We start from the raw sequence: 22,350 nt of genomic DNA, 5'->3' as shown, positions 1-22,350 counted from the left end.
TAATAAAGTAATCTTTCACCCAACACTTCTGCGCATGACTGCGGCAACACATCAAAGGGGGATTCGTTCGTCTATGAGCCAAGCCATCTCCATCTTCGATACGACCTTACGGGACGGCACCCAAGGCGAGGGCATCAGCCTCTCCGCCGACGACAAGCTCAAGATCGCCCTCAAGCTGGATGAGCTTGGGGTCCATTATATCGAAGGCGGCAATCCGGGAAGCAACAGCAAGGACATCGAGTTTTTCCAGCGCGTGCAGAAGCTCGGCCTGAGCGCCAAGATCACCGCCTTCGGCAGCACGAGGCGCAAGCACAGCGTCGCCGAGCAGGACGCGAGCCTGCTGCGCATCGCGGAATCCGGCGTACAGGCGGCTACGCTCGTCGGCAAGTCCTGGGACTTCCACGTGCATACGGCGCTCGGCACGACGCTGGAGGAGAACCTCTCCATGATCTTCGATTCCATCGCCTTCCTCAAGCAGCGCGGCCTCGAGGCGATCTTCGACGCCGAGCATTTCTTCGACGGCTTCAAGCACAATCCCGACTACGCCGTCGCCGTCCTGCGCCGCGCGCGCGAGGCGGGAGCGGACTGGCTCGTCATGTGCGACACCAACGGCGGGACGATGCCTGCTGAAATCTCCGACATCGTGAGCCGCATCCGCTCCGAGATCGACGCCCCCCTCGGCATCCACACGCACAACGACTGCGAGCTTGCCGTCGCCAATACGCTCGCCGCCGTAGCCGCCGGCGCGACTCAGGTGCAGGGCACGATCAACGGCTATGGCGAGCGCTGCGGCAACGCCAACCTGTGCTCGATCCTGCCGAGCCTCGAGCTCAAGCTCGGCTACTCGGCCATCGGGCGCGACCGGCTCCGACTGCTGACGCCGACGGCCCGCTACATCAGCGAGATCGCCAACGTCAGCATGCCGGTCGGCCAGCCGTACGTCGGCAATGCCGCCTTTGCCCACAAAGGCGGCATCCACGTCTCGGCCATCCTCAAGGATTCCAAGACGTACGAGCATATCGAGCCGGATCTCGTCGGCAACAAGCAGCGCATCCTCGTCTCCGAGCTCGCCGGCCAGAGCAACGTCATCTCCAAGGCTCAAGAGATGGGACTGGACGTCACGAGCAACAACGACAATACGCGCGCCATCATGGAGCGGATCAAGGACCTCGAGCATCAGGGCTACCAGTTCGAGGCGGCGGACGCCAGCCTCGAGCTGCTGCTACGCGACGCGTTCGGGGGCTTGGACGAGGTGTTCGCCGTCGAATCGTTCAAGATCCTTCTCGAAAAGACCTCCCACGGGATGGTGACCGAGGCGATCGTCAAGCTGCGGGTCGGCCAGGAGTCCGTATATACCGCCGCCGAGGGCAACGGGCCGGTCAACGCGCTCGACAACGCGCTGCGCAAGGCGCTGCTGCCGTTCTATCCGCGCATCAACGACATCCATCTGGCCGACTACAAGGTGCGCGTCCTCGACGAGAAGGATGCGACGGCCGCCAAGGTGCGCGTGCTCATCGAATCCAGCGACCTTTCCAGCAGCTGGAATACCGTCGGCGTATCCGGCAACGTCATCGAAGCGAGCTGGGAGGCGCTGCTGGACAGCATCCGCTACGCCCTGCTCGGCATGGCGCGGCTTGAGAGCCATTCCGGCGAAGACGCCCTCCGCATGCGGGCCGGCGTCGTCAACCATTGACCCCTTCCCGCTCCAAAAAGGGCAGCATCCTCTTCGCTCGCGATGAGGATGCTGCCCTTTCCTTTGCTTCGCGCCGGCTTCAAGCGCCTTTGTTCGGCGGCTCCGCGAGCAGGTCATCCAGCTTCTGCTCCCATTGCTTCTTGGTGATGACGCCGGTGATGCGTTCCTTGACCTTGCCGTCGGTTCCGATCAGCAGCGATGTCGGAAAGTTGCTCACCTTGTACGCCTTCGTCGCCGTTCCGTCCCGGTCCATCGGGATCGGGAACGTCAGCTTCTTTTCGTCCACGAAGGCGCGCGCGTCGCGCTCGCGATCATAGTCGGTGGAGTTGACTCCGTAAAAATCGACCCGATCGCCGTATTTTTCGTACAGCTCCTGCAAGTCCGGCGCCTCGGCGTCGCACGGGCCGCACCAGGAGGCCCAGAAGTTGACCAGCACCGGCTTCTCGCGCGCGCCGCCGACCGCGTATGTCTTCTCGTCCAGGCCGGGCAGCGAGAACGCGGGCGCATCGTAGCCTTCCTTCGGCTTGGAGTCTCCACCCGCGAACAACCCAGCGCCGAGCGGTATGTCCGCGCGATCCATCCAAATCCAGCCGCCTGCCAGCACCGCCGCCAGCAGGATCAGCACGGTTAATCCCTTTTTCATGCTCTACCTTCCTTCGCTACCGCCGTCTTCCTGTCACCGACATGGTATCATGAATGAGGAGGCCGACTCAAGGCCGGTCCTCCCATGATTCCCCAAAGGAGCTTCCGCTATGAACGATCCCGATTATCTCCTCTCCGCCTCCGCGTACCGGGAGCTGATCGCCTTGTGCCGCCATGCGGCGCCGGAGGAGGCTTGCGGCATCGCCGCGGCGGCCGCGGACGATCCTCGCGGCATCGTCACGCGGGTTTTGCCGCTTCGCAATTCGCATCCCGATCCGCGCCGCCACTATCGGCTCGATCCCGCCGAGTGGGTCGCGATGCACTACCGCCTCGTTCGCTCCGCCCTCCGTCCCGTCGCCGTCTACCATTCCCATCCCTACGGTCCGTCCGAGCCTTCGGAGGAAGATCGCCGCTCCGCGTTCTGGACCGGAGCCCCGCGTGCCAAAGAGCCCTTCGGACTCGCCGAAGGGCCGGGCATGTGGATCGTATCGTTGGAAAACGAAGCCTCCCCGGAGCTGTCCGCCTACGCAGCAGGTCCAGACGGTCTCCAACGCTCAGTGCTGGCTCAGATAAGCGTATAGATCGCCGAGCGTGTGGATGTTGCGGGAGCGAATCCGCCCGAGGTACGTCCGCCACAACCGGGCTTGCATGAAGCAGTCCTCCAGGGCATGATGGCGGCGCGTGATCGGGATGCGCTCCTCGGCCAGCAGCTCGTCGAGGCCGTACGCCTCCCTGCCGGGCTGGAGCCACTTGGCGACCATCATCGTGTCGAGCACGCGATGGGTCAGATTGCATTTGAACGTCTTCCACAAGGCGGCATTCAGGAACTGCTTGTCATGGCCGCTGCCATGCGCGATGAGCAGGCGCTTGCCGCAGAAGTCCATGAAATCATGCAGCACGTCGGCCAGCTCCGGCGCGTCCTCGGCCATCGCATTCGTGATGCCGGTCAGCTCTGTTATATGAAGGGGGACTTTACGCTTCGGATGGACGAGGCTGTAGAACGTCTTTCCCTCGACCGGCTCCCCTCCCTTCAGCAGCACGGCGCCGAAGCTGATGATCTCGTCTCCATTGTACGGATAGAATCCCGTCGTCTCCAGGTCGAACACGACGGTCTCCAGCTCGTCGAATGGCGTGTCCAGCAGGGAGTGCTTGCGCAGATCCCGATTGACCGCCCGCATAAAGGCCATCTGCTGCGCGTTCTGCGCTCCCAGCATGGACGCGATGGCCGGCGTGACGCCCCCCATCTTGTACAGCTGCCACATTCGGCTGACGCCTTTGCTTTCTTTCATGTGGACTCCTTTCCATCCCGTCAGAGCCTGTTCATCGTATGTCGGTACACGCGCCGCTGCAGCTTCTTGCCGACCTTGAGGCCGGCCTTCAGCTCTTCCGCCATTTCCTTGGACAGCTTGCGCGAGCTCAGCTTGCCGTTCGTCATGAAACGGCCGTTCTCGATGCGCTCGGTCGTCATCATCCGCAGTCGCAGGAACAGACGGAACGTCTGTATCCACTCCGCCGCTTCCGCCGCCTGCACGAGACCGCGCTGCTCCAGCGCGCGGATTCGCTCCAGCGTGCCCGTCTCGCGCAGGTTCGCCTCGACCGCAAGCAGACGGACGGCATTGACCATCGGGATGTAGGCCCCGTACTTGATGTCGAGGCTGCCCGCATCCTCCCCGTACGGCTCCCGCAGGAGCTGACCGAATACATTGAGCAGCACCTTGTGCTTCATCGTATTTTCCAGCATCCGCTTCACGATGACGGGCTGCTGGATGACGTCTCGATAAAAGTAAGCCATGAGCCGGTCATGGAGCTCCGTCTCGCCGAACACGCAGCGGCTGTCCGCCACGATCAGCAGGTAGCGCACCGGCTCCCACGCCGGTTCCGCGAACCAGCCGCCCAGCCTCTCGAGCCAGCTGGAGAGCGGACGGCACCACTCCGCGTTGCTGCTCAGCACGTTGCCCTCGCAGAGCGGATAGCCCGCTCCCAGCAGCAGCCGGACGACCTGCTCCGACAGAGCGGCGAAATAGCGGCGGCTTTCTTCCTTCCCGCGCTCGTCCGGCGAATCGCCGTAGACGATGCCGCTGTCCTGATCGCTGAGCAACGTCTGTTCCCTTCGCCCGCCGCTTCCGAACAACAAATAAGCGAATGGCGCGGGGGGAGTTCCCATCCCGAGCCGCGCCACTTCGCTTTGGGCCAGCTGGATGGCGCGACGGATCATGGCGTCGTGCGCATCATTCAGCTCGGCATAGAATTGTTCTGTCTGTTGCTGGGGCAGCCGGGCGACCATGCGGTCGTGGACAAGCTCGCGAAGGCGATGCAGGCTGGCGGAATCATCCGCTCGGGCGATTCCGTGAAGCAGCTGATGCCAACCCGGGTCTGTCATGCGGCGTCTCTCCCCTCTGGCCTGATCCAAGCTCTGGATGAAGTGTAGCAGATTTCGCTACGCTTGGATATTCTGGCCGGAAGGTTTTTTGAGCTGCTCCGGATAGCCGTAGTTGCCGTGCTCGCTCAGGTCGAGGCCGGCGATCTCCTGCTCTTCCGTGACGCGCAGTCCCATGACGGCTTTCATGATGCCGAGCAGGATGAAGCTCGCGGCGAGGACGAACACGCCGCAGATGACGACGCTCTCGAACTGCACCCACAGCTGATGCCAGTTGCCCGTATCGATCAGGCCGCCTTGGCCGACGCCGACTTTGGACGCGAGCTCCTCCGTCGCGAAGATGCCGTTGGCGAGCGTGCCCCAGATGCCGGCCGCGCCGTGCACGGAGAGGGCGTAGATCGGATCGTCGATCTTCATTTTCTCGAAGAAGCGGACGCTGTAGAAGACGAGGACGCCGGCGACCAGGCCGATGACGACAGCCGCCCACGGGTCGACGAAGGCGCAGGAAGCCGTGATGGCGACCAGGCCGGCGAGCGCGCCGTTCAGCGTCGTGCCGATGTCGGCTTTGCCCAGCACCGCCCAGGAGATGAGCAGCGCCGCGACCGCGCCGCCGGCTGCGCCCAGCTGGGTGTTGAAGGCGACGAAGCCGAAGAAGCCGTCGCCGATGGCGACCGTGGAGCCGGCATTGAAGCCGAACCAGCCTACCCACAGGATGAGCACCGACAGAGCCGTGAACACTTGATTGTGTCCGAGGATCTCATTGGCGGAGCCGTCCTTGTTGAACTTGCCGATGCGCGGCTTGAGCAGGATCGTGCCCGCCAGAGCGGCCAGGGCGCCGGTCAAGTGGACGACCGTAGAGCCGGCGAAGTCCTGCGCGCCGTCTTGGGCGAGGAACCCGCCGCCCCAGATCCAGTGGGCGACGACCGGATAGATGAGTGCCGTGAAGAGAATGGTGAAGATCAGGTACACCGACAGCTTGGCGCGCTCCGCGAAGCCGCCCCAGGCGATGGACAGCGACACAGCCGCGAACGCGAGCTGGAACAGGAAAAAGATCGTGGTCGGAAGGCCGTTGTCGACCGACGTCTTGGCTGGATCGAAGAAGAAGTCGCCCCACCCGAAAAAGTCGTTGCCAGATCCGCCGAAGGCGATGCCGTAGCCGAACGCCCAGTAGATCAAGGAGCAGAGGCCGACGGTGAAGATCGTCTTGCCGGCGACGTGACCGGCGTTCTTCATGCGGGTCGAGCCCGTCTCGAGCAGGATGAAGCCTCCTTGCATGAGCAGCACCAGCACTGCCGCCAGCATCACCCACAGGGCATTCAGACCCATGTTGAGCGTCGCGCCCGAAGGATCCTCTGCGAACGCCATCGCCGGGAACAGCACCAGCAATGCGCTCATGGATATCAGCATCTTTTTGACCACTACGACCACTCCCTAATGTAATGTTATCTAACGTAAAATGAAAGACTTAATGCCATTATAGTCAGAAGTACCTGCTTTGACAATAACCTATTTTTCAGAAACGAAAAGAATATCAAACGTTCCTCTTTCACATCGTAACGAATGTTAAGTTTTAGAGCCGTTTTATGCAAAAGAGGACGATCCTAGCAGGCCATACTTCGGGTTTGATGCAAAACCGGAACTAGATCCTTTACAAATAAAGAAACATGCAGGATGCTCATTCTCATGTCAGCTTTCTCGACAGACGCTCCTTTTGCCTCGGCCAAGGATCGGAACAGGAAATGGCTGGGTTTGACGGCATGAAGGCTTACCGATTATCATAGTTTACAGAGAGAATCAAGGGTTCATTGAAGGATGGTGGAGGAGAAATGGCTGAACAACTGCTCAAGATCGGCGAATTGTCCAAGCAGGCTGAGGTCAGCTCCAGAACGATCGACTATTATACGAAGCTGGGCCTGATCCAGCCGGAAGCCCGTTCGGAGGGCAATTATCGCCTGTATAGCCGTGAAACCTTGGAACGCCTCCAGCGTATAGAACAGTTGAAGAAAGAAAAATATACGTTGGACGAAATCAAGCAAGCCCTGGACAGCTGGACCAAGGTTTCATCGGTGTCCCATGTCACGCAGCGGCTGAGCGATCTTCAGCTGCATCTGACGCAGCTCGAGCGCGAGGTCAAGGAGCTTGAGCCCGTCATTCAGAATCTGAAGCCCAAGCAGGCCAATCAGGCCGTCAAGCGCCTCATCCCGCAGACCGCGGCATGCATCGAGGCGCTGATGCTGATTCTGAACAAGGGCAACTTCATGTAGCCAACGACGAAAGATGGAGGGATTGCATGTTTTTTCATCCGATGGATTTCCTGATCCTGATCGCCTTCGCTCTGTCGATCTGGGCGCAGTTCAGAGTCAAGGGCACGTTCAACCGCTGGGCTGAGGTTCCGGCGATGAGCGGGTTGACCGGCTACGAGGCGGCACGCCGCTTGCTTGATGCGAACGGACTGTACGACGTGCCGATCGAGCCGGTGCCCGGACGCCTGAGCGACCACTACGATCCGATCCACCGCGTCGTGCGCCTGTCGGAGCCGGTCTACTACGAGAGCTCCATATCGGCCATCTCGGTCGCCTGCCACGAGGTCGGTCATGCGATCCAGCATAAGGTGAGCTACCCGATGCTGACGCTGCGCCACCGGATTTTCCCGGTCGTCAACTTCGCTTCCGGCATCGCGCCGTTCCTGCTGATCGGCGGCTTCCTGTTCCAGGCGACCGGCCTGATCGGCATCGGCATCATCTTCTTCTCGGTCGCCGTCGCCTTCCAGCTCATCACGCTGCCGGTCGAGTTCAACGCCAGCAGCCGGGCCCGCGAGCTGATGGTGTCCGAAGGCTTCATCACCAACGAGGAGGAGCGCGGAGTATCCAAAGTGCTCAACGCCGCCGCCTTGACCTACGTCGCGGCCGCCCTCATCTCCCTGCTGGAGCTCGTGAAGTACATCATGATCTTCTTCAGCAATCGCGAGTAGCGCATAGCAAAAAGCCCCTTCCGTCTTTCGACGGAAGGGGCTTTTTCTGTTGCAGGCCGATCGTAGCGGCAGCGCGCGAGCTGCCGCTACTCGAACGCATCGAGCGGCATCTTGTTCGGCCTGCCGGCTCCAGCACGGTCGGAGTTCGCCTCAACGATGGCGAGCTCGGCGGTAGCGCTCCTTGTTGTCCATCGCGGCGTAGATCAGATAGCCGCCGATCAGACCGCCCAGATGAGCGTACCAGTTGATGTTGGAATAGAACAGCAGCGATACGACCCCGAGGATCAGAATCATGTAGACGGTCTTGACCGAGCTCTCATCCATCATGCCCTTGCGGTGCAGCGCCATGAAGAGATACGCGCCGTAGACACCGTAGATGGCGCCGGAAGCGCCCAAGGAGGACTGAAGACCTGTGACCGCGACAGCGGACAGCACATTGCCGGCGATGCCGCTCAGCACGTAGAGCAGCGTATAGCGCCAGGAGCCGATGAGCCGCTCCAGCGGCGGGGCGAATACGAGCAAGGCGAACAAGTTGAAGAACAAATGCTGCAGGCTGCCGTGCACGAAGATCGAGGTGACGTACCTCCAAGGCTCCTGGAGGCCGTAGGCGTTGTCGGCATAGCCCGGCAGATCCTGCCACTGGACGAACAGGAGTTCACTCGTCAAACGATCGTTCGTCAGCAGCTGTCCGGCAAAAAGGAGCAGGTTCAGCGCGATCAGGATCGACGTGACGGGATACGACTTCAGGTATCCCCGAAAGCTTTCGTAACGCAGGAAAATCATGAGGCTCTCCCCTTCTTCCCCGATTGGACAACCGGGTTAGCGAATGTTTATAATTGAAAAGGCATTTCCTATTCCATGGTTGCAACTGAAGGAGGACCTATCCGATGGCTCAAGAACGTCAGGCAAGCTTCAAGGGCAATCCGATCACGCTGGTCGGCCCGGAGCTACAAGCAGGCGACAAGGCACCTGCATTCACCCTCAACAAATCGCTTGTCGACACGGCCACGCTCGGCGATTATGCGGGCAAGGTCAAGCTGATCAGCGTCGTGCCGAGCATCGACACCGGCGTTTGCGACGCCCAGACCCGCCGTTTCAACGAGGAAGCGGCGAAGCTCGGGGACAACGTGGCCGTGCTGACGGTGAGCGCAGACCTGCCTTTCGCTCAAGCCCGCTGGTGCGGCGCTGCCGGCATCGACAAAGTCGTCCTTCTTTCCGACTACAAGGGCAATGAATTCGGCCAAGCCTACGGCGTCTACATCAAGGAGTTCGGCCTCGACATGCGGTCGATTTTCGTCCTTGACGCCGACGATACGATCCGTTATGTCGAAGTGCTGGGCGAGATGACCGAGCATCCGAACTACGAAGCCGCCGTCGAAGCAGTACGCGCGCTGCTATAGGGCCGGCAACAGAAAAGCGAGCAGGGACCGTGTCCTTCGCTCGCTTTTTGCTTGTTCAGGAGGTCGTCTTGACGGCCGCCAGCTTTTTGTCCAGGGTGCGGTAAATATCGAGGATGACCCTGTAGTTGGCCCCGAGGTCTCCAAGCGAGCCGCGGGAGGCGGAATAGATGTCGACCGCCGACGTGACGGGCCCCGTACCGATGACGGAAACGGTAATGTCCATCGTACGGCCCGTGACGGTCCGCTTTTCGAGGACGATTTCGCCGACCGACGGCACATCATGCAACACCTTGTAGCCTTGCATCTTCTTGAGCGTGCTCAGCACCTCATCAAAAGCTTTGTCCTTGGAGAGCTTGTAGTAATGGGACTTGAGCAGCGGATCCTTCGCCTTGTCCCCCGACTGCTCGAAGCTGCGCAGCAAACCGAATAGCGTCCGTTTCAGCAAGGATGATTCCCCCTCCGACATCTATGTATAAGGGTGTGGCTCATATACCTATACCGGCAAATTGACATGCCGATTCAAAAAAAAGGCTCTGACAGCTGTCAGAGTCGTCTTGAACTCTAAAATGTAAGTCCCGCAATGCCGTCCGGCTCGCTTGTTTCTGAACCCGCTCTCGCAGGTGGGTGTCCTCAGATCTGCCTTTGAGATCCTCCATGAAATGAAGGCGTGTCAGCCGCACATCGATGTTGAACTCCCGGGAAACAGCCATTGGTTCAAAACAATTTGAAGCCGTAACGTGCATCGCAGGATGTATAGCTATTATAAGCCTTGCGGCCGCAAAAGTAAAATTCGGCGCTTTACTTCTTGGCCCCGTCCCCAAGCTCCGTGTCCACGATATCCGCCTCTTCCTCAGCCAGTCGGTTCTTCTCCTCGAGCTGCAACTGAACCTTTTGGTAGACGAGGTAAAAGTTCCAGAACGCGAAGTAAGCGATGACGCTGCCCATGAAGAACGGAATGAGGAACGTGAACTTCGTGAAGCTGATGTACAGGATGAATCCGGCCACGATCGCCGTGGAGAACGAGCGCAGCGGCCGCCCGATCGTAATCAGGATGGCGTTCTTGAGCAGCTGGAACGTCTTCATGTGGTAATGCACGACCATCGAGAAGAAATTGAAGACGGAAATGGAAAGCAGAAGCATGAGCCCGATGAAGATGTACGAAACGATCTGCAGGCTCGGATTGTTCATGTACACCCGGTAGTCCACGATCATGATGGCGAAAAGAAGCGCATACAAGATGCCGCCGACCATGCTCTGCACATAGTTTTCTTTGTAGTTCCGGAAGAAGGTCTTGAACAGCGGCACGTCCAGATCGCCCATGACCCACTTGCGGGCGACGCCGAACATCGCGGCCGTAGCCGGAAACAGCGTAAACGGCGCAACGACGAGCGCGAGGAACATCCAGCTGAAGAAGCTCTGAGCCACGTCGATATTCTCGATCCCGGTGGACAGGAACGCGGTCAGGACCAGAAACGCGAACGGGATGGAACAGACGACCCACAGCAGATTGATGACTGCAAGCCTCATGATCCATTCCGAAAGGCGGTAAAAGCCGCCCATGATGCCTCTCATTTCCATGTGTAATTCAATCCCCCCAGCTGACTAGTCCCTTCTATTATAACCTGGATCCCCTCGGAAGCCCAACTATATCGCACCCGGGCGTTCGTCCTGTCCGTACAGGCGTCCCTTGCATACAATGACATCAGCTTCACCCAAATCAATCCATTTCACAGGAGGTGTCGATATGGGCGCAGCTTACGGAGGATTCGGTGGCGGCTTCGGCGGTTACAGCACGGGAGCCATTCTGGTCCTGTTCATTCTTTTGGTCATCATCGCACGTGCATTCTGGTACTGATCCGCTGATGCCGTCCAGGACCGGACTACGGGATTCCTGGCTGCCAGGATAAGCACGGTCCTCACGGCATGTCCGCCGGATCGGGCAAGGCATGAAACGGCGACTCACCTATTTTTCGCAAGCGAAAAGCCGGGAAAACCGCAAGAGCGGTCGTCCCGGCTTTTTCGTTGTCGCGCGTCGCGCGACAATTATTGGTTGACGAAATCGTCCGACGAGAACTTCGGAGTCGGTCGACGATCGCCGCCGCCGCGGTTCTCGCCACGGTTCTCGTAGCTGCGTCCGCTCTCGCCTCTCGGCTTGTAGCCGTCGCGGCTGCCGCCGCGGTTGCCGCCATAGCTGCTGCCGCTTCCGCTGCCGTAGCCGCTGCGTCCCCGAGGAGCGCTGCCGCTTCCGCTGCCGCCGCCGCTGCCGCCACGATTGCCGCCGTAGCCGCTGCCCGTGAACCGGCGTCCGCTGGAACGTACGTCCGGACGGCGCTTCTTGGCGCGGATCGGATCCTCCGGCGTCAGCTCGATGCTGACATCCTTCTTCTCGCCGGTAATCAGCTTGATGGCCGATGCCAGCACGTTGACGGAGTCGTACTGCTCCAGCAGCTGGATGGCGATGCCTTTGTACTCCTGGAAGCTGTCCGTCTGCACGATCTCGATGATGCGCTCCGCCGTGATGCGCTGCTTGCCCTCGATCGCTTCCGCGATGGAAGGAACCGGCTTTTTGTTGATGCGCTGGCGGGTCACTTTCTCGATGAAGTGCAGGTGATCCGTCTCGCGAGGCGTGACGAAGCTCCAAGCCGTGCCTTCCTTGCCGGCGCGGCCGGTACGGCCGATGCGGTGGACATAGCTCTCCGGATCCTGCGGCAGGTCGAAGTTGATGACATGCGTCACACCGGATACGTCGAGGCCGCGGGCGGCGACGTCCGTCGCGACGAGCACGTCGATGCTGCCGTCGCGGAACTTGCGCATGACGTTGTCGCGCTGGTTCTGGCTCAGGTCGCCGTGCAGGCCGTCGGCGGAATAGCCGCGCTTCTGCAGCGCTTCGCTGAGCTCGTCGACCCGGCGCTTCGTGCGGCCGAAGATGATGGCGAGCTCTGGGCTTTCCATATCGAGCAGGCGGCTGAGGGCGTCGAACTTCTGGCGCTCATGCACCTCGATGTAGGCCTGGGCGATCGTTGGAGCGGTGACCTGCTTAGGGATGACCGAGACATGCTCGGGATTTTTGAGGAACTGTTGGGCGAGACGCTGGATGTTCGGAGGCATCGTCGCCGAGAAGAGCATCGTCTGGCGCTGTTCCGGCACGAGGCTCAGGATGGACGTGATGTCCTCCATGAAGCCCATGTCGAGCATTTCGTCCGCCTCGTCAAGCACGACATGCTGCACGTCGTCCAGCTTGATCGTCTTGCGGTTGATATGGTCGAGCAGACGGCCCGGAGTGCCGATGATGATTTGCGGACGCTTCTTGAGAGCGCGGATCTGGCGGCCGATCTCTTGTCCGCCGTAGATCGGAAGGGAACGGATGCCCTTGAACCGGGACAGCTTGCCGATCTCCTCGGCGACCTGGATCGCCAGCTCGCGGGTCGGGGTCATGATGAGCGCCACGATGCGGTCCTCGCTCGTCGGGATGTTGTTGATGAGGGGGATGCCGAATGCGGCTGTCTTGCCCGTGCCCGTCTGGGCCTGGCCGATGAGATCGCTGCCGGCGAGGGCGATCGGGATGGCCTTATCTTGAATTGCCGTGGATTCCTCGAACCCCAGCTCTGTAATTGCCTGCAACACCTTAGCGTCGAGGCCAAATTCTGCAAATGTTTTCAAATCTTATTCAAACTCCTTCTCTTTGCGAAGCTCGCTTCAAAAATATCCTGTTAAGTATAGCACAAAGATCCGGGTGAATACCAGTCGCAGGCAAATAGCCATACTACGGGCGTGTGCAAACGGAGTGGCCGCCCGGGGACAAGCCCTGCCGGCGGCGGAAATGGAGGAAGCATGAAGCCCTACCAAGCATTCGCCTCCTGGCTTGCCGTCTCGACCGGATCGCTGCTCATCGCAGCGGCCTTCAACATCCTCCTCATTCCGGACCAGCTCCTGAGCGGCGGCATCTCGGGAATCGCCATGATGATCGGCTACCTGACGAAAAGCAACATCGGCTGGCTGTATCTGGCGCTCAACGTCCCCGTCCTCGCTTGGGGCTGGTTCACCCTCGGCCGCCGCTTCGTCTTTTGGAGCAGCTATTCCGTCGCCGCCGCCAGCGCCTTCATGCAGCTCGTTCCGGTCCAGCCGCTGGCGCAGGACATCCTGCTCTCCTCGGTGTTCGGCGGGCTGCTGCTCGGCTTCGGAACCGGCCTCTGCCTGCGGGCAGGCGGCTCCTCCGGCGGCTTCGACATCATCGCGTCGATCATCAGCCGCAGCCGCGACCTTCCGGTCGGCATGATGATTTTTGTGCTGAACGGCCTCGTCATCGGCATTCTGGTCGTCTTCACCGGCAACTGGGACATCGCGCTGTATTCGTTGATCTCCATCTTCACCGCCGGCAAAGTCGTCGATCTCATCCACATCCGCCACCTCAAGGTGACGGCCTTCATCGTGACGCAGAAGACGGAGGAGCTGCTCCAGCAGATGCTTTCCCGCCCGCGCGGCGTGACGATCGTGAAAACGAGAGGCGCCTTTTCGTCCGAGGAGCGCGACATGCTCATGACGGTGACGACGCGCTACGAGCTCGACGAGCTGAAGAGGATGGTCCGCCGCCTCGATCCCAAAGCGTTCGTGAACATCGTGGAGACGGTCGGAGTCATGGGCGACTTCCGGCGCAACGGCTGATCCTGACAGGCAGGCGGAAGCGGATTTATCCCCCTTCCCTTTCCTCGGCCCGCTCCTTGGAGTATACTGGGTCTATCCCGTAGTTCATTGTTTCATGCCCCAGCGATCTGCCCTGTTATCTAGTTGAGAAAGGGTGATGCAAGGTGGAAGTGGAAACGGTCAAACTTTCGAGGATTGTGGAAAAGCTGGCGCCCGAACTTCATTCCTTCCTTACGGCGCCTGAGCTTGATCTCAAAATCGTCCTTCGGGACGGATTGTCCGTGCTGGAGCCGTCCGACGCGATGGAAATCGTGCAGCACAGCATTTGCGAATACCAGAAGCTGACGCTTCTGCATTGACCCTTCTCGACCCGAGAAGGCCGAAGGCCCGCCGCTGGCGGGCCTTTTTTAGTTGAAATTTCTTGTGTCAGCTTGTCGGAACTTGTTTTATAATCTCATGAGAAGAGTACATAGGGAGAGAACAGAATGGAAATGGTGTATTCAACGATGCTGCTGCTGATGCAGCTGATGTCGGGCGGGAACGGTCCGGAGTCGGACGCTTCCCATCAGATGATGGCGTCCTACGTGAACGCTGCGGCGGGCAAGCCGGTCATCGCGATGCCTGCCAAGGAGGTGCAAGCTCCGGACGCCGGCGGCGAGTTCGTCAAGAAGGATCCCCAGCCGGACGCGCCCGAGGTCAAGGGAATCTACGCGACGGCCCACAGCGCCGGCGGAGCCCGGCTCGAGAAGCTGCTCTCGCTGCTCAACCGGACCGAGCTCAACAGCATGGTCGTCGACATCAAGGACGATTACGGCTACATCACCTATCCGACCGACAATCCGGAGCTGCTGAAGATGGGCACGGCCAAGAAATACATCAAGGACCTTCCAGCACTGATGAAGACGCTGGAGCAGAATAAAGTCTACCCGATCGCCCGGATCGTGGTCTTCAAGGACACGGTGCTGGCGGCGAAAAATCCGGAGCTGAGCTTCGTGCGCGCCGACGGCAGCGTGTGGAAGAACGGCAAGGGCGACAGCTTCGTCAACCCTTACGCCAAGGAAGTATGGGACTACAACATCGCCGTCGCCAAGGAAGCGGTCAAGTTCGGCTTCAAGGAAATCCAGTTCGATTACGTGCGCTTTCCGGAAGGCTTCGAAAAGAAAGCCGACTCGCTCAAATACGAGAAGACCGACATCAGCCGCGTCGACGCGGTCGCCGGATTCGTCAAGTACGCGCGCGAGCAGATGGCTGATCTCGGCGTACGGGTATCGGTCGACATCTTCGGCTATGCCGCCTCCGTCCCGGCTGCCGAGGGCATCGGACAGGATTTCGTCAAAATCTCGAAGTACGTCGACGTCATCAGCCCGATGGTCTATCCCAGCCATTATTCGACCGGCTGGTACGGCGCCGACGCGCCGGATACGAAGCCTTACGACGTCATCAAGGGCTCGATGGTGGACACGCACAAGAAGCTGGATCCGATCGGCAGCTTCAAGCCGGTCATCCGCCCCTGGATCCAGGACTTCACGGCAAGCTGGCTCGGCAAGGGCAACTATATCCAATACGGCAAGGCCGAGGTCGAGGCGCAGATCCGGGCGCTCCGAGACACCGGAGTCAAGGAGTACCTGCTTTGGAACGCCGGCAACAACTACACGGAAGCGGATTATAAGTAACGACGGACTCATCCTCGCCTTCATTCTGCGAGCGGGAGGCGGCAGGGAAACCTGCCTCCTCCCGCTTTTTTGCCGTGCCACGCCAAAAAGCGGCCGCAGCGCCCCCGGTGGGGACGCTGCGGCCGCTTCGGCATTGGATGCAGATCAGCCTTCGATCAGATAGCCGCTGCCCGGCTCGGGCCGCTTCTTCTCGATGATGGCGATCGACTGGAGCTCAGGCGTATGCAGGAAATGCCGCTGCGCATGGCTTTCGACGTAGGAGAACGCCTTCTCGTCGCTCGCCGCGAGCACGATCAGATGCGCCTGCTTGCCTTCCGGCAGCTGCAGCTCGATTTTGTACAGGAACAAGGGGCTCGCCCTCCTCTGCGGCTTATTGGGACAGACGAAGGGCCAGGTTGTACATGTCCATGTTGAACGGCTTCTTGGTGTTGACGACGAGGTCGATGTCCGTCGCCGTCAGCTCGCCTTTGATGATGCCGCAGGACTTGGCCGACTCGCCCGCCATGAGCTGGCGCACGGCGAAGTCGCCGAGCTGGCTCGCCAGCACGCGGTCGTTGTGCGTCGGCGCGCCTCCGCGCTGGATGTGGCCCAGCACCGTGACGCGCGGATCGATGCCGCAGCAGCCCGTGATGTGGTCGGCTACGTCCTGCCCCTTGCCTGCGCCTTCGGCCACGACGATGATGCTGTGGCGCTTGCCGAGGCGGAAGTTGTCCTGCATGCGGCGGGAGACCTCGTCCAGATCGTAAGGAACTTCCGGCACGAGGATCGTCTCCGCTCCGCTCGCCAGTCCCGCGTACAGGGCGATGTCGCCGCAGTGGCGTCCCATGACCTCGACGATCGAGGAGCGCTCATGCGACGTCATCGTATCGCGCAGCTTGTTGATGGCGTCGACGACGATGCTGACCGCCGTATCGAAGCCGATCGTGAAGTCTGTGAACGGAATGTCGTTGTCGATGGTGCCCGGCAGCCCCATCGTCTTGATGCCGAGCTTGCTCAGCTTGTTGGCTCCTTGGTACGAGCCGTCGCCGCCGATGACGACGAGTCCGTCGATGCCGCGCTCGCGCAGCACCTCGGCGCCCTTCTGCTGGCCCTCCGGAGTCATGAACTCCTTGCAGCGGGCCGTCTGCAGGATCGTGCCGCCGCGCTGGATGATGTCGCCGACGCTGCGCAGGTCCATCGGGCGCAGGTCATCGTTGATCAAGCCCTGATAGCCGCGCTGCACGCCGTATACGTCCAGGCCGTGATAAAGCGCGCTGCGCACGACGGCGCGCACCGCCGCGTTCATCCCTTGGGAATCTCCGCCGCTCGTAAGGACGGCGATGGATTTGACTGCTGACATAGTAGGTCCTCCAATGACGCGTTAGTATAGGTTCTAGGGGAAAGCGAAGCCGGTACGGGAAGCTCTCTAAGCCCGGATCCGGCGAATCCAGACGCTGTTGAGCAGGAAGAACAGCCTGGCGAGCGGACTGCCTTTCATGAGCGTCCGGGATACCTGCCTGACGTCCTCTTGCCCGCCCACCTTGGGATCGGACAGATACAGGGCTAGCAGCCCCTCGACGATCAGGCGGTGGAAGCCGGGGTCAGGCAGAGCTCTCGCATCCGCGCGCGCCTGCTCGACGATGGCTCCGATGCGGGCCGCCGCTTCTCCGGTATCCCGATAATAATTGCAAAAATTGAGGTCGCCGCCGGCGCGGTCCTCCTCCTGGTCGATCAAATAATCGAGCAGAATGTGGAGGCCGCATACATGCGGGAAATAGCCGCTCCGCACGCGAGCGGCTCCCTCCGCCGTCAGTCCGGGATCTACGGCCGCCGTGAACAGAGCGAACATGCCGAGCGTAGATCCCGTCGCGGCGGCGAACTCGTTCCAGCGAAGCTCGGGGCAGAGATGCCGATGCCGCTCCCACCAGGCGAGCAGCTGCTCCTCCCGCAGGTCCTTGCGGATGTGCTTGTACACCTGCAGGTCGCCGTAGAGCGAGACGAGCCGCGTGACCTCGGGCTGCGCGGCCGAGTAGCCCGGCAGCTGCCGCACGGCCTGCTGGCAGGTCCGCACGAGATGATGCAGGTAGCCTCCGTCGTCCTGCTCGGCCCTCAGCGCATAGTAATTGGTCAGCTCGGCCTCCGGATCGACCGCATCGAGCATCGAGCGATGCAGCAGGCGGAAATCGTCCGCGTCGAGCGAGGTGCTGCGGTCGCACAGGTTGTCCAGGTAGTCGCTGATCGTCTGCAGCGCGACGATAAGCGGAATGAGCAGATGCCGCTTGGACGGATCGAGGATCGCGTAGACGCAGCCCCCCTGGCAGTGGAACCGCTTGTCCTTCATGCTCGCGAGCGCTTGCGTCCGCAGCTCGGGATCGGGAATCCTCTCCGCCCGGCGGCGCAGGGCATCCAGCTCCGCCGATACTCCGGGAAGCACGTAGCGGTACACGCGGTACATCAAGTTCATCGGCTTGGATGGAGCCTTGACGGCTCCGATCGTCCTGTCGTTCATTCGAGGCGCCCTCCTAGCGGTCGTCAGGAATGGCGCCGCGCTTCAATCTCCTGATTGACGCGGTACCAAATATGCAGGTCATTGATGCGGCTAGCCAGCTCGGCGATATCGGAATTGAGGCGGCAGGAACGGACGAAGTCCTCTTCGTCGTCCAGCTCGCGCTGCAAAAGGACGATCCGTCTCTCCAGACCGAAGATGACGTCCGGTATGCGGCCGCGGATCAGCTCCCACTGCTCCACGATCCCCATCTGCTCCGCGGCGTCATAGTCATCCCAATTCCGATCCAGCCTGGGCAGGTCGATTCCGAGCCTGGCGTCCGGTGCGAAGTAACGGTCCCTCATGGTAAACCTCCATTGATACTTTACCATCCTGATGCCTTAAAATCCAGTGTCGAAGCGGAAAACGGCCGGCGCCGCGAAAGCTTTAATCAGACGGGGCGAGGGCTGGCTTGAAGTCCGGAGGCAGAGACAAAACGCATGGACAAAACAGGCGCAAGCGCTCCCTCCGCTTCTGGAAGACGGATGCCGAGGCTTGCGCTACGCTATGAAAAAAAAATAAGGCCCCTCGAAAGGGGCCTTATCTTGCTCTATGATAAGCGAATCCGACGAAGCGGATCTTACAGCTTGACTACGTTCGCAGCTTGAGGACCGCGGTTGCCGTCCGTGATGTCGAATTCAACTTCTTGGCCTTCGTCGAGGGACTTGAAGCCTTCTGCTTGGATCGCAGAGAAGTGAACGAATACGTCTTCGCCGTTCTCAACCTGGATGAAGCCGTAGCCTTTTTCTGCGTTGAACCACTTAACTGTTCCTTTCAAATGAACAACCTCCTAAAATGACGCTGCTTGAAGCAGCGAATAAGCCCATTATACACTTGCCGTTCCCTGAATGCAATGAGGTCGAGACGGCTATAGCCGTTCTTTACCGGGCAATGTCGAGGAACTGGGTCGACCGGGGCAGAAAAGGCAGCTTCGAGCTCCTCAGGGACGGCCGCCCGCCGGCCGCTCGGATCTCGTCCAGCAGCCGGTCCAGCTCCGGATAAGGCTCGCTCCTAAGCGACAGCAGCGGGTAGATCAGCACCCTCCCGCCCGGTCGGCAGACGCGCATCAGCTCCAGGATCGCGTCGCGATGGAAGCCGTAGCCGAACTGCTCCGCATAGAGGAACAGGAAATGGCTGCAGAGCACGAGGTCGAACCTCCCGTCCGGAGCAGGCAAGACCGGCAAGGCAGCTTGCACATAACGCCCTTCCCCTTCCGCCGAGGCTCGATCGGCCAGGCAGGACTGCAGCGAGGCGACGCGCTCCGCCCGGTGGCGCTCCAGCGAGCCGTAGTAGCTCCAGTCGAACTTGTCCTTCAGCGCGTGCAGCTTGGCCGTGGACAGCTCGATCTCCTCTTGCGCCGACAGCGCCCAGCTGCCGAGCGGCTCGCCGAAGCGCGGGTCGTAGCCGTAGGCATCCGCCCCTGCCGCCCTCGCTCCCGCGCAGAAGGAAGATGCCCCCGCGGCCGCATCTGCGACGACGAGGCCTCGGAAGGCTTGCGGGTCCAGCTCGAACATCGCGGCGTACTCCGAGAAGCTGCGGCAAGTCATCGCGACGCCCGCCTGCTCGTACTGCTCCCGGCTGAACGATCCCGGCTCGAATCGGGGAACGCGGCCTTCACCTGTGGATGGATTCATTCGTTCATCTCTCCTCTTCTCGTCTTCCCCGCCGCTCTCGCGGCGACGGCGGAGCATCCTTTTTTTCTCATGAACTGGATGCCTTTCCATCCTAACCCTACTCCCGGTTGCTTTGCAACGATTTCTAACGCTATGATGAAGGGATAGCAAGTCCGACAGAGAAAGGGAGTTTGAACCTATGATTAAAAAGCATCTGATCTACAAGACCGACAAATACAATATGCTGAACGTGGAAGTCCACGGCAAGACGATCATCGCCAGGGAGATTTCCGATCAGTGGGGCGAGGAGTGCCATACGTTCCTGAGCCGGCCGGAGCTGATGCACTGGGCGGAGAACCGCTTCCGTCCGGAGAAGTTCGAAGGCCGCGAGGAAGAGCTCGAAGCGATCCTGCAAAATTTGCGCGACGTTTAGCCGGCTGGCGGCAGGATTCGACGCCGCCCTTCGCGAAGCTAACACGCATCCATCGATTTATTCCCATAAAATGGAGGAGCCTTGCCCGGATGGACACCACCAATGCCGTCATCTTCATCATCGCCAGCTTCTGCCTGGCCGCGATCGTCCTCATGAACCGGTCGTCGCTGCCGGACCGAGTCCGCAGGCCGCTCGCGATCAGCACGATCGCCCTCGTCTCCATCGCGTTCATCTTCCTTGTCGCTTCCTTGTTCCGCATGGGAACATAAGGCAAGCCGCAGGCAGGCATACTACAGGGTATTCTTATTCCCGATGGAGGCCTGCCCCCGATGAACTGGTTGCCCTTGCTGCTGTCGCTGAGCCTGCTGGGCGGGACCGCGCCGCGCGTCGCTGCCGGCGCTCCGCCCGCCGCGCCGGTCCGCCCCGTCTCCGGGACCGCGGACGCGGCTCCACTACCGAACCTTCCGAGGAGGGCTATCATGAGCCAAGTACCGAAACGTTCCGAAACCGCACCGGAGTACCGTTGGAAGCTCGAAGACATTTTCTCCGATCAAGCCGCCTGGACCAAAGAGTACGACAAGGCCAAGGAACTGATCCGCTCGGCCGCCTCGTTCCAAGGAACGCTCTCGGAGGCGTCCCGCCTCAAGGAATGCTTCGAGCTCGAGGACGACATCGGCTATCACGTGGAGCGCTTGTACGTGTTCGCCAACATGAAGCATCATGAAGATACGGCGGAGCCGCAATACCAGGCGCTGTCCGAGAAGTCCCAGAAGCTCAGCGTCGAGGCCGGAGAAGCCCTCAGCTTCCTGACGCCGGAAGTGCTCGCGCTGCCGGAGGAAAAGCTCGAGGCGTTCATCGCCGATCCTCAGCTTGCTCCGTACAAGCATACGCTCGAGGAGATGAAGCGGCAGAAGGCCCACATCCTTTCCAAAAGCGAAGAGTCGCTGCTCGCCCAGGTCGGCAACATCAGCAGCGCGCCGAACACGATCTTCAGCATGCTCAACAACGCCGACCTCAAGTTTCCAAAGGTCCGGAACGAGCAAGGCGAGGAGGTCGAGCTGTCGCACGGCCGCTACATCGAATTCCTGGAAAGCCGCGACCAGAACGTCCGCCGCGAGGCGTTCAAGGCGATGTACGATACATACGGCAAGCTCAAGAATACGCTCGCCTCGACGCTGAGCGCGAACGTGACCAAGAACGTCTTTTACGCCAAGGCGCGCAAATACCCGTCCGTGCTCGAGATGTCCCTCTACGGCGACAACATCCCCAAGACGGTCTACACGAACCTGATCGACACGGTGCACGGCTCGCTGCCGCTCATGTACCGCTACATGGAGCTGCGCAAAAAGCTGCTCGGCGTCGACGAGCTTCACATGTACGACCTGTTCGCCCCGCTCGTGGACGAGTTCGACATGAAGATCACGTTCGACGAAGCGAAGAAGATTACGGCTGAAAGCCTGAAGCCGCTCGGCGAGGACTACGGCAAGGCGCTGCAGCAAGGCTATACGGACAGCTGGATCGACGTCTACGAGAACGAAGGCAAGCGCAGCGGCGCCTACAGCTGGGGAGCCTACGGCACGCACCCGTACGTGCTGCTCAACCATAAGGACAACCTCAACAGCATGTTCACGCTGACGCATGAGATGGGCCATGCGCTCCACTCGTACTATTCCGACGGCAATCAGAAGTACCGCGACGCGCAGTACACGATCTTCCTCGCCGAGGTCGCCAGCACGCTCAACGAGGCGCTGCTCATGGACCACCTGCTCAAGAAGTCGACCGACCGCAAGGAAAAGATGTACCTGCTCACGTACTATGCGGACCAGTTCCGCACGACCGTGTTCCGCCAGACGATGTTCGCGGAGTTCGAGAAGATCATCCACGAAAAGGCGGAAGCCGGCGAGTCGCTGACGCCGCAGGAGCTGTCCAAGATCTACTACGGCCTCAACGAGCTGTACTACGGCAAGGGCATGACGGTCGACAAGGACATCGAGATGGAATGGGCGCGCATTCCGCATTTCTACAACAGCTTCTACGTCTACAAGTACGCGACCGGCTTCTCGGCGGCGACGAGCTTCGCCAAGCAGATCCTGGACGAAGGCCAGCCGGCGGTCGACCGCTACCTCGGCTTCCTGAAGAGCGGAGGCAGCGACTTCTCGATCAACATCCTGCGCAAGGCCGGCGTCGACATGAGCTCGCCGGAGCCGATCGAGCAGGCCATGAGCGTGTTCGAGGACGTCATCCGCCAGCTCGAGGAGCTCGTCGACTCTTCGGGCAACTAACCGCGAAAAAGCCGAAAAGCCTTTCCCGAGCCTCGATGCTTGGGAAAGGCTTTTTTATTCTGCAACGGAAGCGCTCCGGGAAAAGCCGGATCGCTCGGGCC

26 protein-coding genes and 1 other RNA gene are annotated in these 22,350 nt (G+C 60.6%); 12 read left to right on the top strand and 15 right to left on the bottom strand.

Features of this window, described 5'->3' with window-relative positions; all coding sequences use genetic code 11:
• Positions 1 to 73: 73 nt before the first annotated feature.
• Positions 74 to 1,693, top strand: a complete 1,620-nt coding sequence (gene cimA / locus HGI30_RS08565; RefSeq protein WP_168907244.1) for a citramalate synthase — start codon at positions 74 to 76, stop codon at positions 1,691 to 1,693.
• Positions 1,694 to 1,772: 79 nt separating this feature from the next.
• Here the strand turns inward: cimA and HGI30_RS08560 are convergent, their stop codons facing one another.
• The gene (locus HGI30_RS08560; RefSeq protein ID WP_168907243.1) at positions 1,773 to 2,336 is read right to left on the bottom strand and encodes a TlpA family protein disulfide reductase; all 564 of its coding nucleotides are present in this window, start codon (positions 2,334 to 2,336) and stop codon (positions 1,773 to 1,775) included.
• A 109-nt stretch (positions 2,337 to 2,445) separates the two neighbouring features.
• On the opposite strand from HGI30_RS08560, the gene HGI30_RS08555 reads away from it, so the two are divergent.
• The gene (locus tag HGI30_RS08555) at positions 2,446 to 2,916 is read left to right on the top strand and encodes a M67 family metallopeptidase (protein ID WP_168907242.1); all 471 of its coding nucleotides are present in this window, start codon (positions 2,446 to 2,448) and stop codon (positions 2,914 to 2,916) included.
• Here the strand turns inward: HGI30_RS08555 and HGI30_RS08550 are convergent.
• From HGI30_RS08550 to HGI30_RS08540, 3 genes are read right to left on the bottom strand one after another with little or no spacing between them, the layout of a single operon-like run.
• Entirely contained in the window at positions 2,890 to 3,624 is a 735-nt protein-coding gene (locus HGI30_RS08550) for an exonuclease domain-containing protein (protein ID WP_168907241.1), read from the bottom strand. The two genes, HGI30_RS08555 and HGI30_RS08550, sit on opposite strands and share 27 nt — an antisense overlap.
• Before the next feature lie 20 nt (positions 3,625 to 3,644).
• A complete protein-coding gene (locus HGI30_RS08545) occupies positions 3,645 to 4,715 on the bottom strand; it encodes a DUF294 nucleotidyltransferase-like domain-containing protein (RefSeq protein WP_168907240.1) in 1,071 nt (356 codons plus the stop codon).
• 57 nt (positions 4,716 to 4,772) lie between these two features.
• Entirely contained in the window at positions 4,773 to 6,107 is a 1,335-nt protein-coding gene (locus HGI30_RS08540) for an ammonium transporter (protein ID WP_407945016.1), read from the bottom strand.
• Between the two features lie 431 nt (positions 6,108 to 6,538).
• Here HGI30_RS08540 and HGI30_RS08535 point away from each other — a divergent pair, with 431 nt between their 5' ends.
• Both HGI30_RS08535 and HGI30_RS08530 read left to right on the top strand, forming a co-directional pair.
• Positions 6,539 to 6,976, top strand: a complete 438-nt coding sequence (locus HGI30_RS08535; RefSeq protein ID WP_168909800.1) for a MerR family transcriptional regulator — start codon at positions 6,539 to 6,541, stop codon at positions 6,974 to 6,976.
• A 26-nt stretch (positions 6,977 to 7,002) separates the two neighbouring features.
• On the top strand, positions 7,003 to 7,683 hold the full coding sequence (locus HGI30_RS08530; protein WP_168907238.1) for a zinc metallopeptidase: 681 nt from the start codon (positions 7,003 to 7,005) through the stop codon (positions 7,681 to 7,683).
• Between the two features lie 150 nt (positions 7,684 to 7,833).
• Here the strand turns inward: HGI30_RS08530 and HGI30_RS08525 are convergent, their stop codons facing one another.
• Positions 7,834 to 8,466: a rhomboid family intramembrane serine protease gene (locus HGI30_RS08525; protein ID WP_168907237.1), complete on the bottom strand. Its 633-nt coding sequence runs from the start codon at positions 8,464 to 8,466 to the stop codon at positions 7,834 to 7,836.
• A gap of 104 nt (positions 8,467 to 8,570) precedes the next feature.
• Between HGI30_RS08525 and tpx the strand changes: the two genes are divergently transcribed.
• Entirely contained in the window at positions 8,571 to 9,083 is a 513-nt protein-coding gene (tpx, locus tag HGI30_RS08520) for a thiol peroxidase (RefSeq protein ID WP_168907236.1), read from the top strand.
• 55 nt (positions 9,084 to 9,138) lie between these two features.
• Here tpx and HGI30_RS08515 read toward each other — a convergent pair whose 3' ends face one another.
• The 3 genes from HGI30_RS08515 to HGI30_RS08505 all read right to left on the bottom strand — a co-directional run bounded on the left by HGI30_RS08515 (position 9,139) and on the right by HGI30_RS08505 (position 10,661).
• Positions 9,139 to 9,528 (bottom strand): DUF1499 domain-containing protein, encoded by a 390-nt coding sequence (locus tag HGI30_RS08515; RefSeq protein WP_028599510.1) that lies wholly within the window; start codon positions 9,526 to 9,528, stop codon positions 9,139 to 9,141.
• A gap of 123 nt (positions 9,529 to 9,651) precedes the next feature.
• A non-coding RNA gene (gene ssrS / locus HGI30_RS08510) (6S RNA) lies at positions 9,652 to 9,837 on the bottom strand.
• Positions 9,838 to 9,881: 44 nt separating this feature from the next.
• Positions 9,882 to 10,661, bottom strand: coding sequence for a YesL family protein (locus tag HGI30_RS08505; RefSeq protein WP_168907234.1), 780 nt, complete (start codon positions 10,659 to 10,661; stop codon positions 9,882 to 9,884).
• Positions 10,662 to 10,827: 166 nt separating this feature from the next.
• On the opposite strand from HGI30_RS08505, the gene yjcZ reads away from it, so the two are divergent.
• On the top strand, positions 10,828 to 10,938 hold the full coding sequence (gene yjcZ / locus HGI30_RS23030) for a sporulation protein YjcZ (protein WP_206110050.1): 111 nt from the start codon (positions 10,828 to 10,830) through the stop codon (positions 10,936 to 10,938).
• A 188-nt stretch (positions 10,939 to 11,126) separates the two neighbouring features.
• Here the strand turns inward: yjcZ and HGI30_RS08500 are convergent, their stop codons facing one another.
• Positions 11,127 to 12,743 (bottom strand): degradosome RNA helicase CshA, encoded by a 1,617-nt coding sequence (locus tag HGI30_RS08500; RefSeq protein WP_168907233.1) that lies wholly within the window; start codon positions 12,741 to 12,743, stop codon positions 11,127 to 11,129.
• Between the two features lie 171 nt (positions 12,744 to 12,914).
• On the opposite strand from HGI30_RS08500, the gene HGI30_RS08495 reads away from it, so the two are divergent.
• From HGI30_RS08495 to HGI30_RS08485, 3 genes are all read left to right on the top strand, one after another.
• Positions 12,915 to 13,745: a YitT family protein gene (locus tag HGI30_RS08495; RefSeq protein WP_168907232.1), complete on the top strand. Its 831-nt coding sequence runs from the start codon at positions 12,915 to 12,917 to the stop codon at positions 13,743 to 13,745.
• 143 nt (positions 13,746 to 13,888) lie between these two features.
• Positions 13,889 to 14,083 carry a hypothetical protein gene (locus tag HGI30_RS08490; RefSeq protein WP_168907231.1) on the top strand — a complete coding sequence of 65 codons (195 nt, stop codon included), beginning with the start codon at positions 13,889 to 13,891 and terminating at the stop codon, positions 14,081 to 14,083.
• A 126-nt stretch (positions 14,084 to 14,209) separates the two neighbouring features.
• Positions 14,210 to 15,397 (top strand): putative glycoside hydrolase, encoded by a 1,188-nt coding sequence (locus tag HGI30_RS08485; protein WP_168907230.1) that lies wholly within the window; start codon positions 14,210 to 14,212, stop codon positions 15,395 to 15,397.
• 144 nt (positions 15,398 to 15,541) lie between these two features.
• On the opposite strand, the gene HGI30_RS08480 is transcribed toward HGI30_RS08485, so the two are convergent.
• The 6 genes from HGI30_RS08480 to HGI30_RS08455 all read right to left on the bottom strand — a co-directional run bounded on the left by HGI30_RS08480 (position 15,542) and on the right by HGI30_RS08455 (position 19,555).
• Positions 15,542 to 15,745, bottom strand: a complete 204-nt coding sequence (locus tag HGI30_RS08480; protein WP_168907229.1) for a DUF3906 family protein — start codon at positions 15,743 to 15,745, stop codon at positions 15,542 to 15,544.
• 22 nt (positions 15,746 to 15,767) lie between these two features.
• Positions 15,768 to 16,736, bottom strand: coding sequence for a 6-phosphofructokinase (pfkA, locus tag HGI30_RS08475; RefSeq protein WP_168907228.1), 969 nt, complete (start codon positions 16,734 to 16,736; stop codon positions 15,768 to 15,770).
• A 66-nt stretch (positions 16,737 to 16,802) separates the two neighbouring features.
• Complete coding sequence (locus HGI30_RS08470; protein ID WP_168907227.1) at positions 16,803 to 17,885, bottom strand: tetraprenyl-beta-curcumene synthase family protein; 1,083 nt, start codon at positions 17,883 to 17,885, stop codon at positions 16,803 to 16,805.
• Between the two features lie 23 nt (positions 17,886 to 17,908).
• Entirely contained in the window at positions 17,909 to 18,226 is a 318-nt protein-coding gene (locus HGI30_RS08465) for a hypothetical protein (protein WP_168907226.1), read from the bottom strand.
• A gap of 275 nt (positions 18,227 to 18,501) precedes the next feature.
• Complete coding sequence (locus tag HGI30_RS08460; protein WP_028599500.1) at positions 18,502 to 18,699, bottom strand: cold shock domain-containing protein; 198 nt, start codon at positions 18,697 to 18,699, stop codon at positions 18,502 to 18,504.
• 103 nt (positions 18,700 to 18,802) lie between these two features.
• Positions 18,803 to 19,555: a class I SAM-dependent methyltransferase gene (locus HGI30_RS08455; RefSeq protein ID WP_168907225.1), complete on the bottom strand. Its 753-nt coding sequence runs from the start codon at positions 19,553 to 19,555 to the stop codon at positions 18,803 to 18,805.
• Between the two features lie 178 nt (positions 19,556 to 19,733).
• Between HGI30_RS08455 and HGI30_RS08450 the strand changes: the two genes are divergently transcribed.
• The 3 genes from HGI30_RS08450 (at position 19,734) to pepF (ending at position 22,249) form a co-directional block, all read left to right on the top strand.
• Positions 19,734 to 19,967: a hypothetical protein gene (locus HGI30_RS08450; protein WP_168907224.1), complete on the top strand. Its 234-nt coding sequence runs from the start codon at positions 19,734 to 19,736 to the stop codon at positions 19,965 to 19,967.
• Between the two features lie 89 nt (positions 19,968 to 20,056).
• A complete protein-coding gene (locus HGI30_RS08445; protein ID WP_168907223.1) occupies positions 20,057 to 20,236 on the top strand; it encodes a hypothetical protein in 180 nt (59 codons plus the stop codon).
• Positions 20,237 to 20,446: 210 nt separating this feature from the next.
• Positions 20,447 to 22,249, top strand: coding sequence for an oligoendopeptidase F (gene pepF / locus HGI30_RS08440; protein ID WP_168907222.1), 1,803 nt, complete (start codon positions 20,447 to 20,449; stop codon positions 22,247 to 22,249).
• The last annotated feature ends 101 nt before the right edge of the window (positions 22,250 to 22,350 follow it).

This window comes from Paenibacillus albicereus (assembly GCF_012676905.1).
GTDB classification, from domain to species: domain Bacteria; phylum Bacillota; class Bacilli; order Paenibacillales; family Paenibacillaceae; genus Paenibacillus_O; species Paenibacillus_O albicereus.
Note: the sequence above shows the minus strand (reverse complement) of the source record. Positions and strands in the feature narration are given on the sequence as shown.

Bases quoted from the DNA above. Each gene is read 5' to 3' on its own strand.
- HGI30_RS08550 (WP_168907241.1), bottom strand. From the start codon at position 3,624: ATGAAAGAAAGCAAAGGCGTCAGCCGAATGTGGCAGCTGTACAAGATG.
- HGI30_RS08525 (WP_168907237.1), bottom strand. From the start codon at position 8,466: ATGATTTTCCTGCGTTACGAAAGCTTTCGGGGATACCTGAAGTCGTAT.
- HGI30_RS08495 (WP_168907232.1), top strand. From the start codon at position 12,915: ATGAAGCCCTACCAAGCATTCGCCTCCTGGCTTGCCGTCTCGACCGGA.
- HGI30_RS08540 (WP_407945016.1), bottom strand. From the start codon at position 6,107: ATGAGCGCATTGCTGGTGCTGTTCCCGGCGATGGCGTTCGCAGAGGAT.
- HGI30_RS08530 (WP_168907238.1), top strand. From the start codon at position 7,003: ATGTTTTTTCATCCGATGGATTTCCTGATCCTGATCGCCTTCGCTCTG.
- HGI30_RS08470 (WP_168907227.1), bottom strand. From the start codon at position 17,885: ATGAACGACAGGACGATCGGAGCCGTCAAGGCTCCATCCAAGCCGATG.
- HGI30_RS08535 (WP_168909800.1), top strand. From the start codon at position 6,539: ATGGCTGAACAACTGCTCAAGATCGGCGAATTGTCCAAGCAGGCTGAG.
- HGI30_RS08485 (WP_168907230.1), top strand. From the start codon at position 14,210: ATGGAAATGGTGTATTCAACGATGCTGCTGCTGATGCAGCTGATGTCG.
- HGI30_RS08455 (WP_168907225.1), bottom strand. From the start codon at position 19,555: ATGAATCCATCCACAGGTGAAGGCCGCGTTCCCCGATTCGAGCCGGGA.
- HGI30_RS08560 (WP_168907243.1), bottom strand. From the start codon at position 2,336: ATGAAAAAGGGATTAACCGTGCTGATCCTGCTGGCGGCGGTGCTGGCA.
- HGI30_RS08450 (WP_168907224.1), top strand. From the start codon at position 19,734: ATGATTAAAAAGCATCTGATCTACAAGACCGACAAATACAATATGCTG.
- HGI30_RS08465 (WP_168907226.1), bottom strand. From the start codon at position 18,226: ATGAGGGACCGTTACTTCGCACCGGACGCCAGGCTCGGAATCGACCTG.
- pfkA (WP_168907228.1), bottom strand. From the start codon at position 16,736: ATGTCAGCAGTCAAATCCATCGCCGTCCTTACGAGCGGCGGAGATTCC.
- tpx (WP_168907236.1), top strand. From the start codon at position 8,571: ATGGCTCAAGAACGTCAGGCAAGCTTCAAGGGCAATCCGATCACGCTG.
- HGI30_RS08445 (WP_168907223.1), top strand. From the start codon at position 20,057: ATGGACACCACCAATGCCGTCATCTTCATCATCGCCAGCTTCTGCCTG.
- cimA (WP_168907244.1), top strand. From the start codon at position 74: ATGAGCCAAGCCATCTCCATCTTCGATACGACCTTACGGGACGGCACC.
- HGI30_RS08505 (WP_168907234.1), bottom strand. From the start codon at position 10,661: ATGGAAATGAGAGGCATCATGGGCGGCTTTTACCGCCTTTCGGAATGG.
- pepF (WP_168907222.1), top strand. From the start codon at position 20,447: ATGAGCCAAGTACCGAAACGTTCCGAAACCGCACCGGAGTACCGTTGG.
- HGI30_RS08545 (WP_168907240.1), bottom strand. From the start codon at position 4,715: ATGACAGACCCGGGTTGGCATCAGCTGCTTCACGGAATCGCCCGAGCG.
- yjcZ (WP_206110050.1), top strand. From the start codon at position 10,828: ATGGGCGCAGCTTACGGAGGATTCGGTGGCGGCTTCGGCGGTTACAGC.
- HGI30_RS08555 (WP_168907242.1), top strand. From the start codon at position 2,446: ATGAACGATCCCGATTATCTCCTCTCCGCCTCCGCGTACCGGGAGCTG.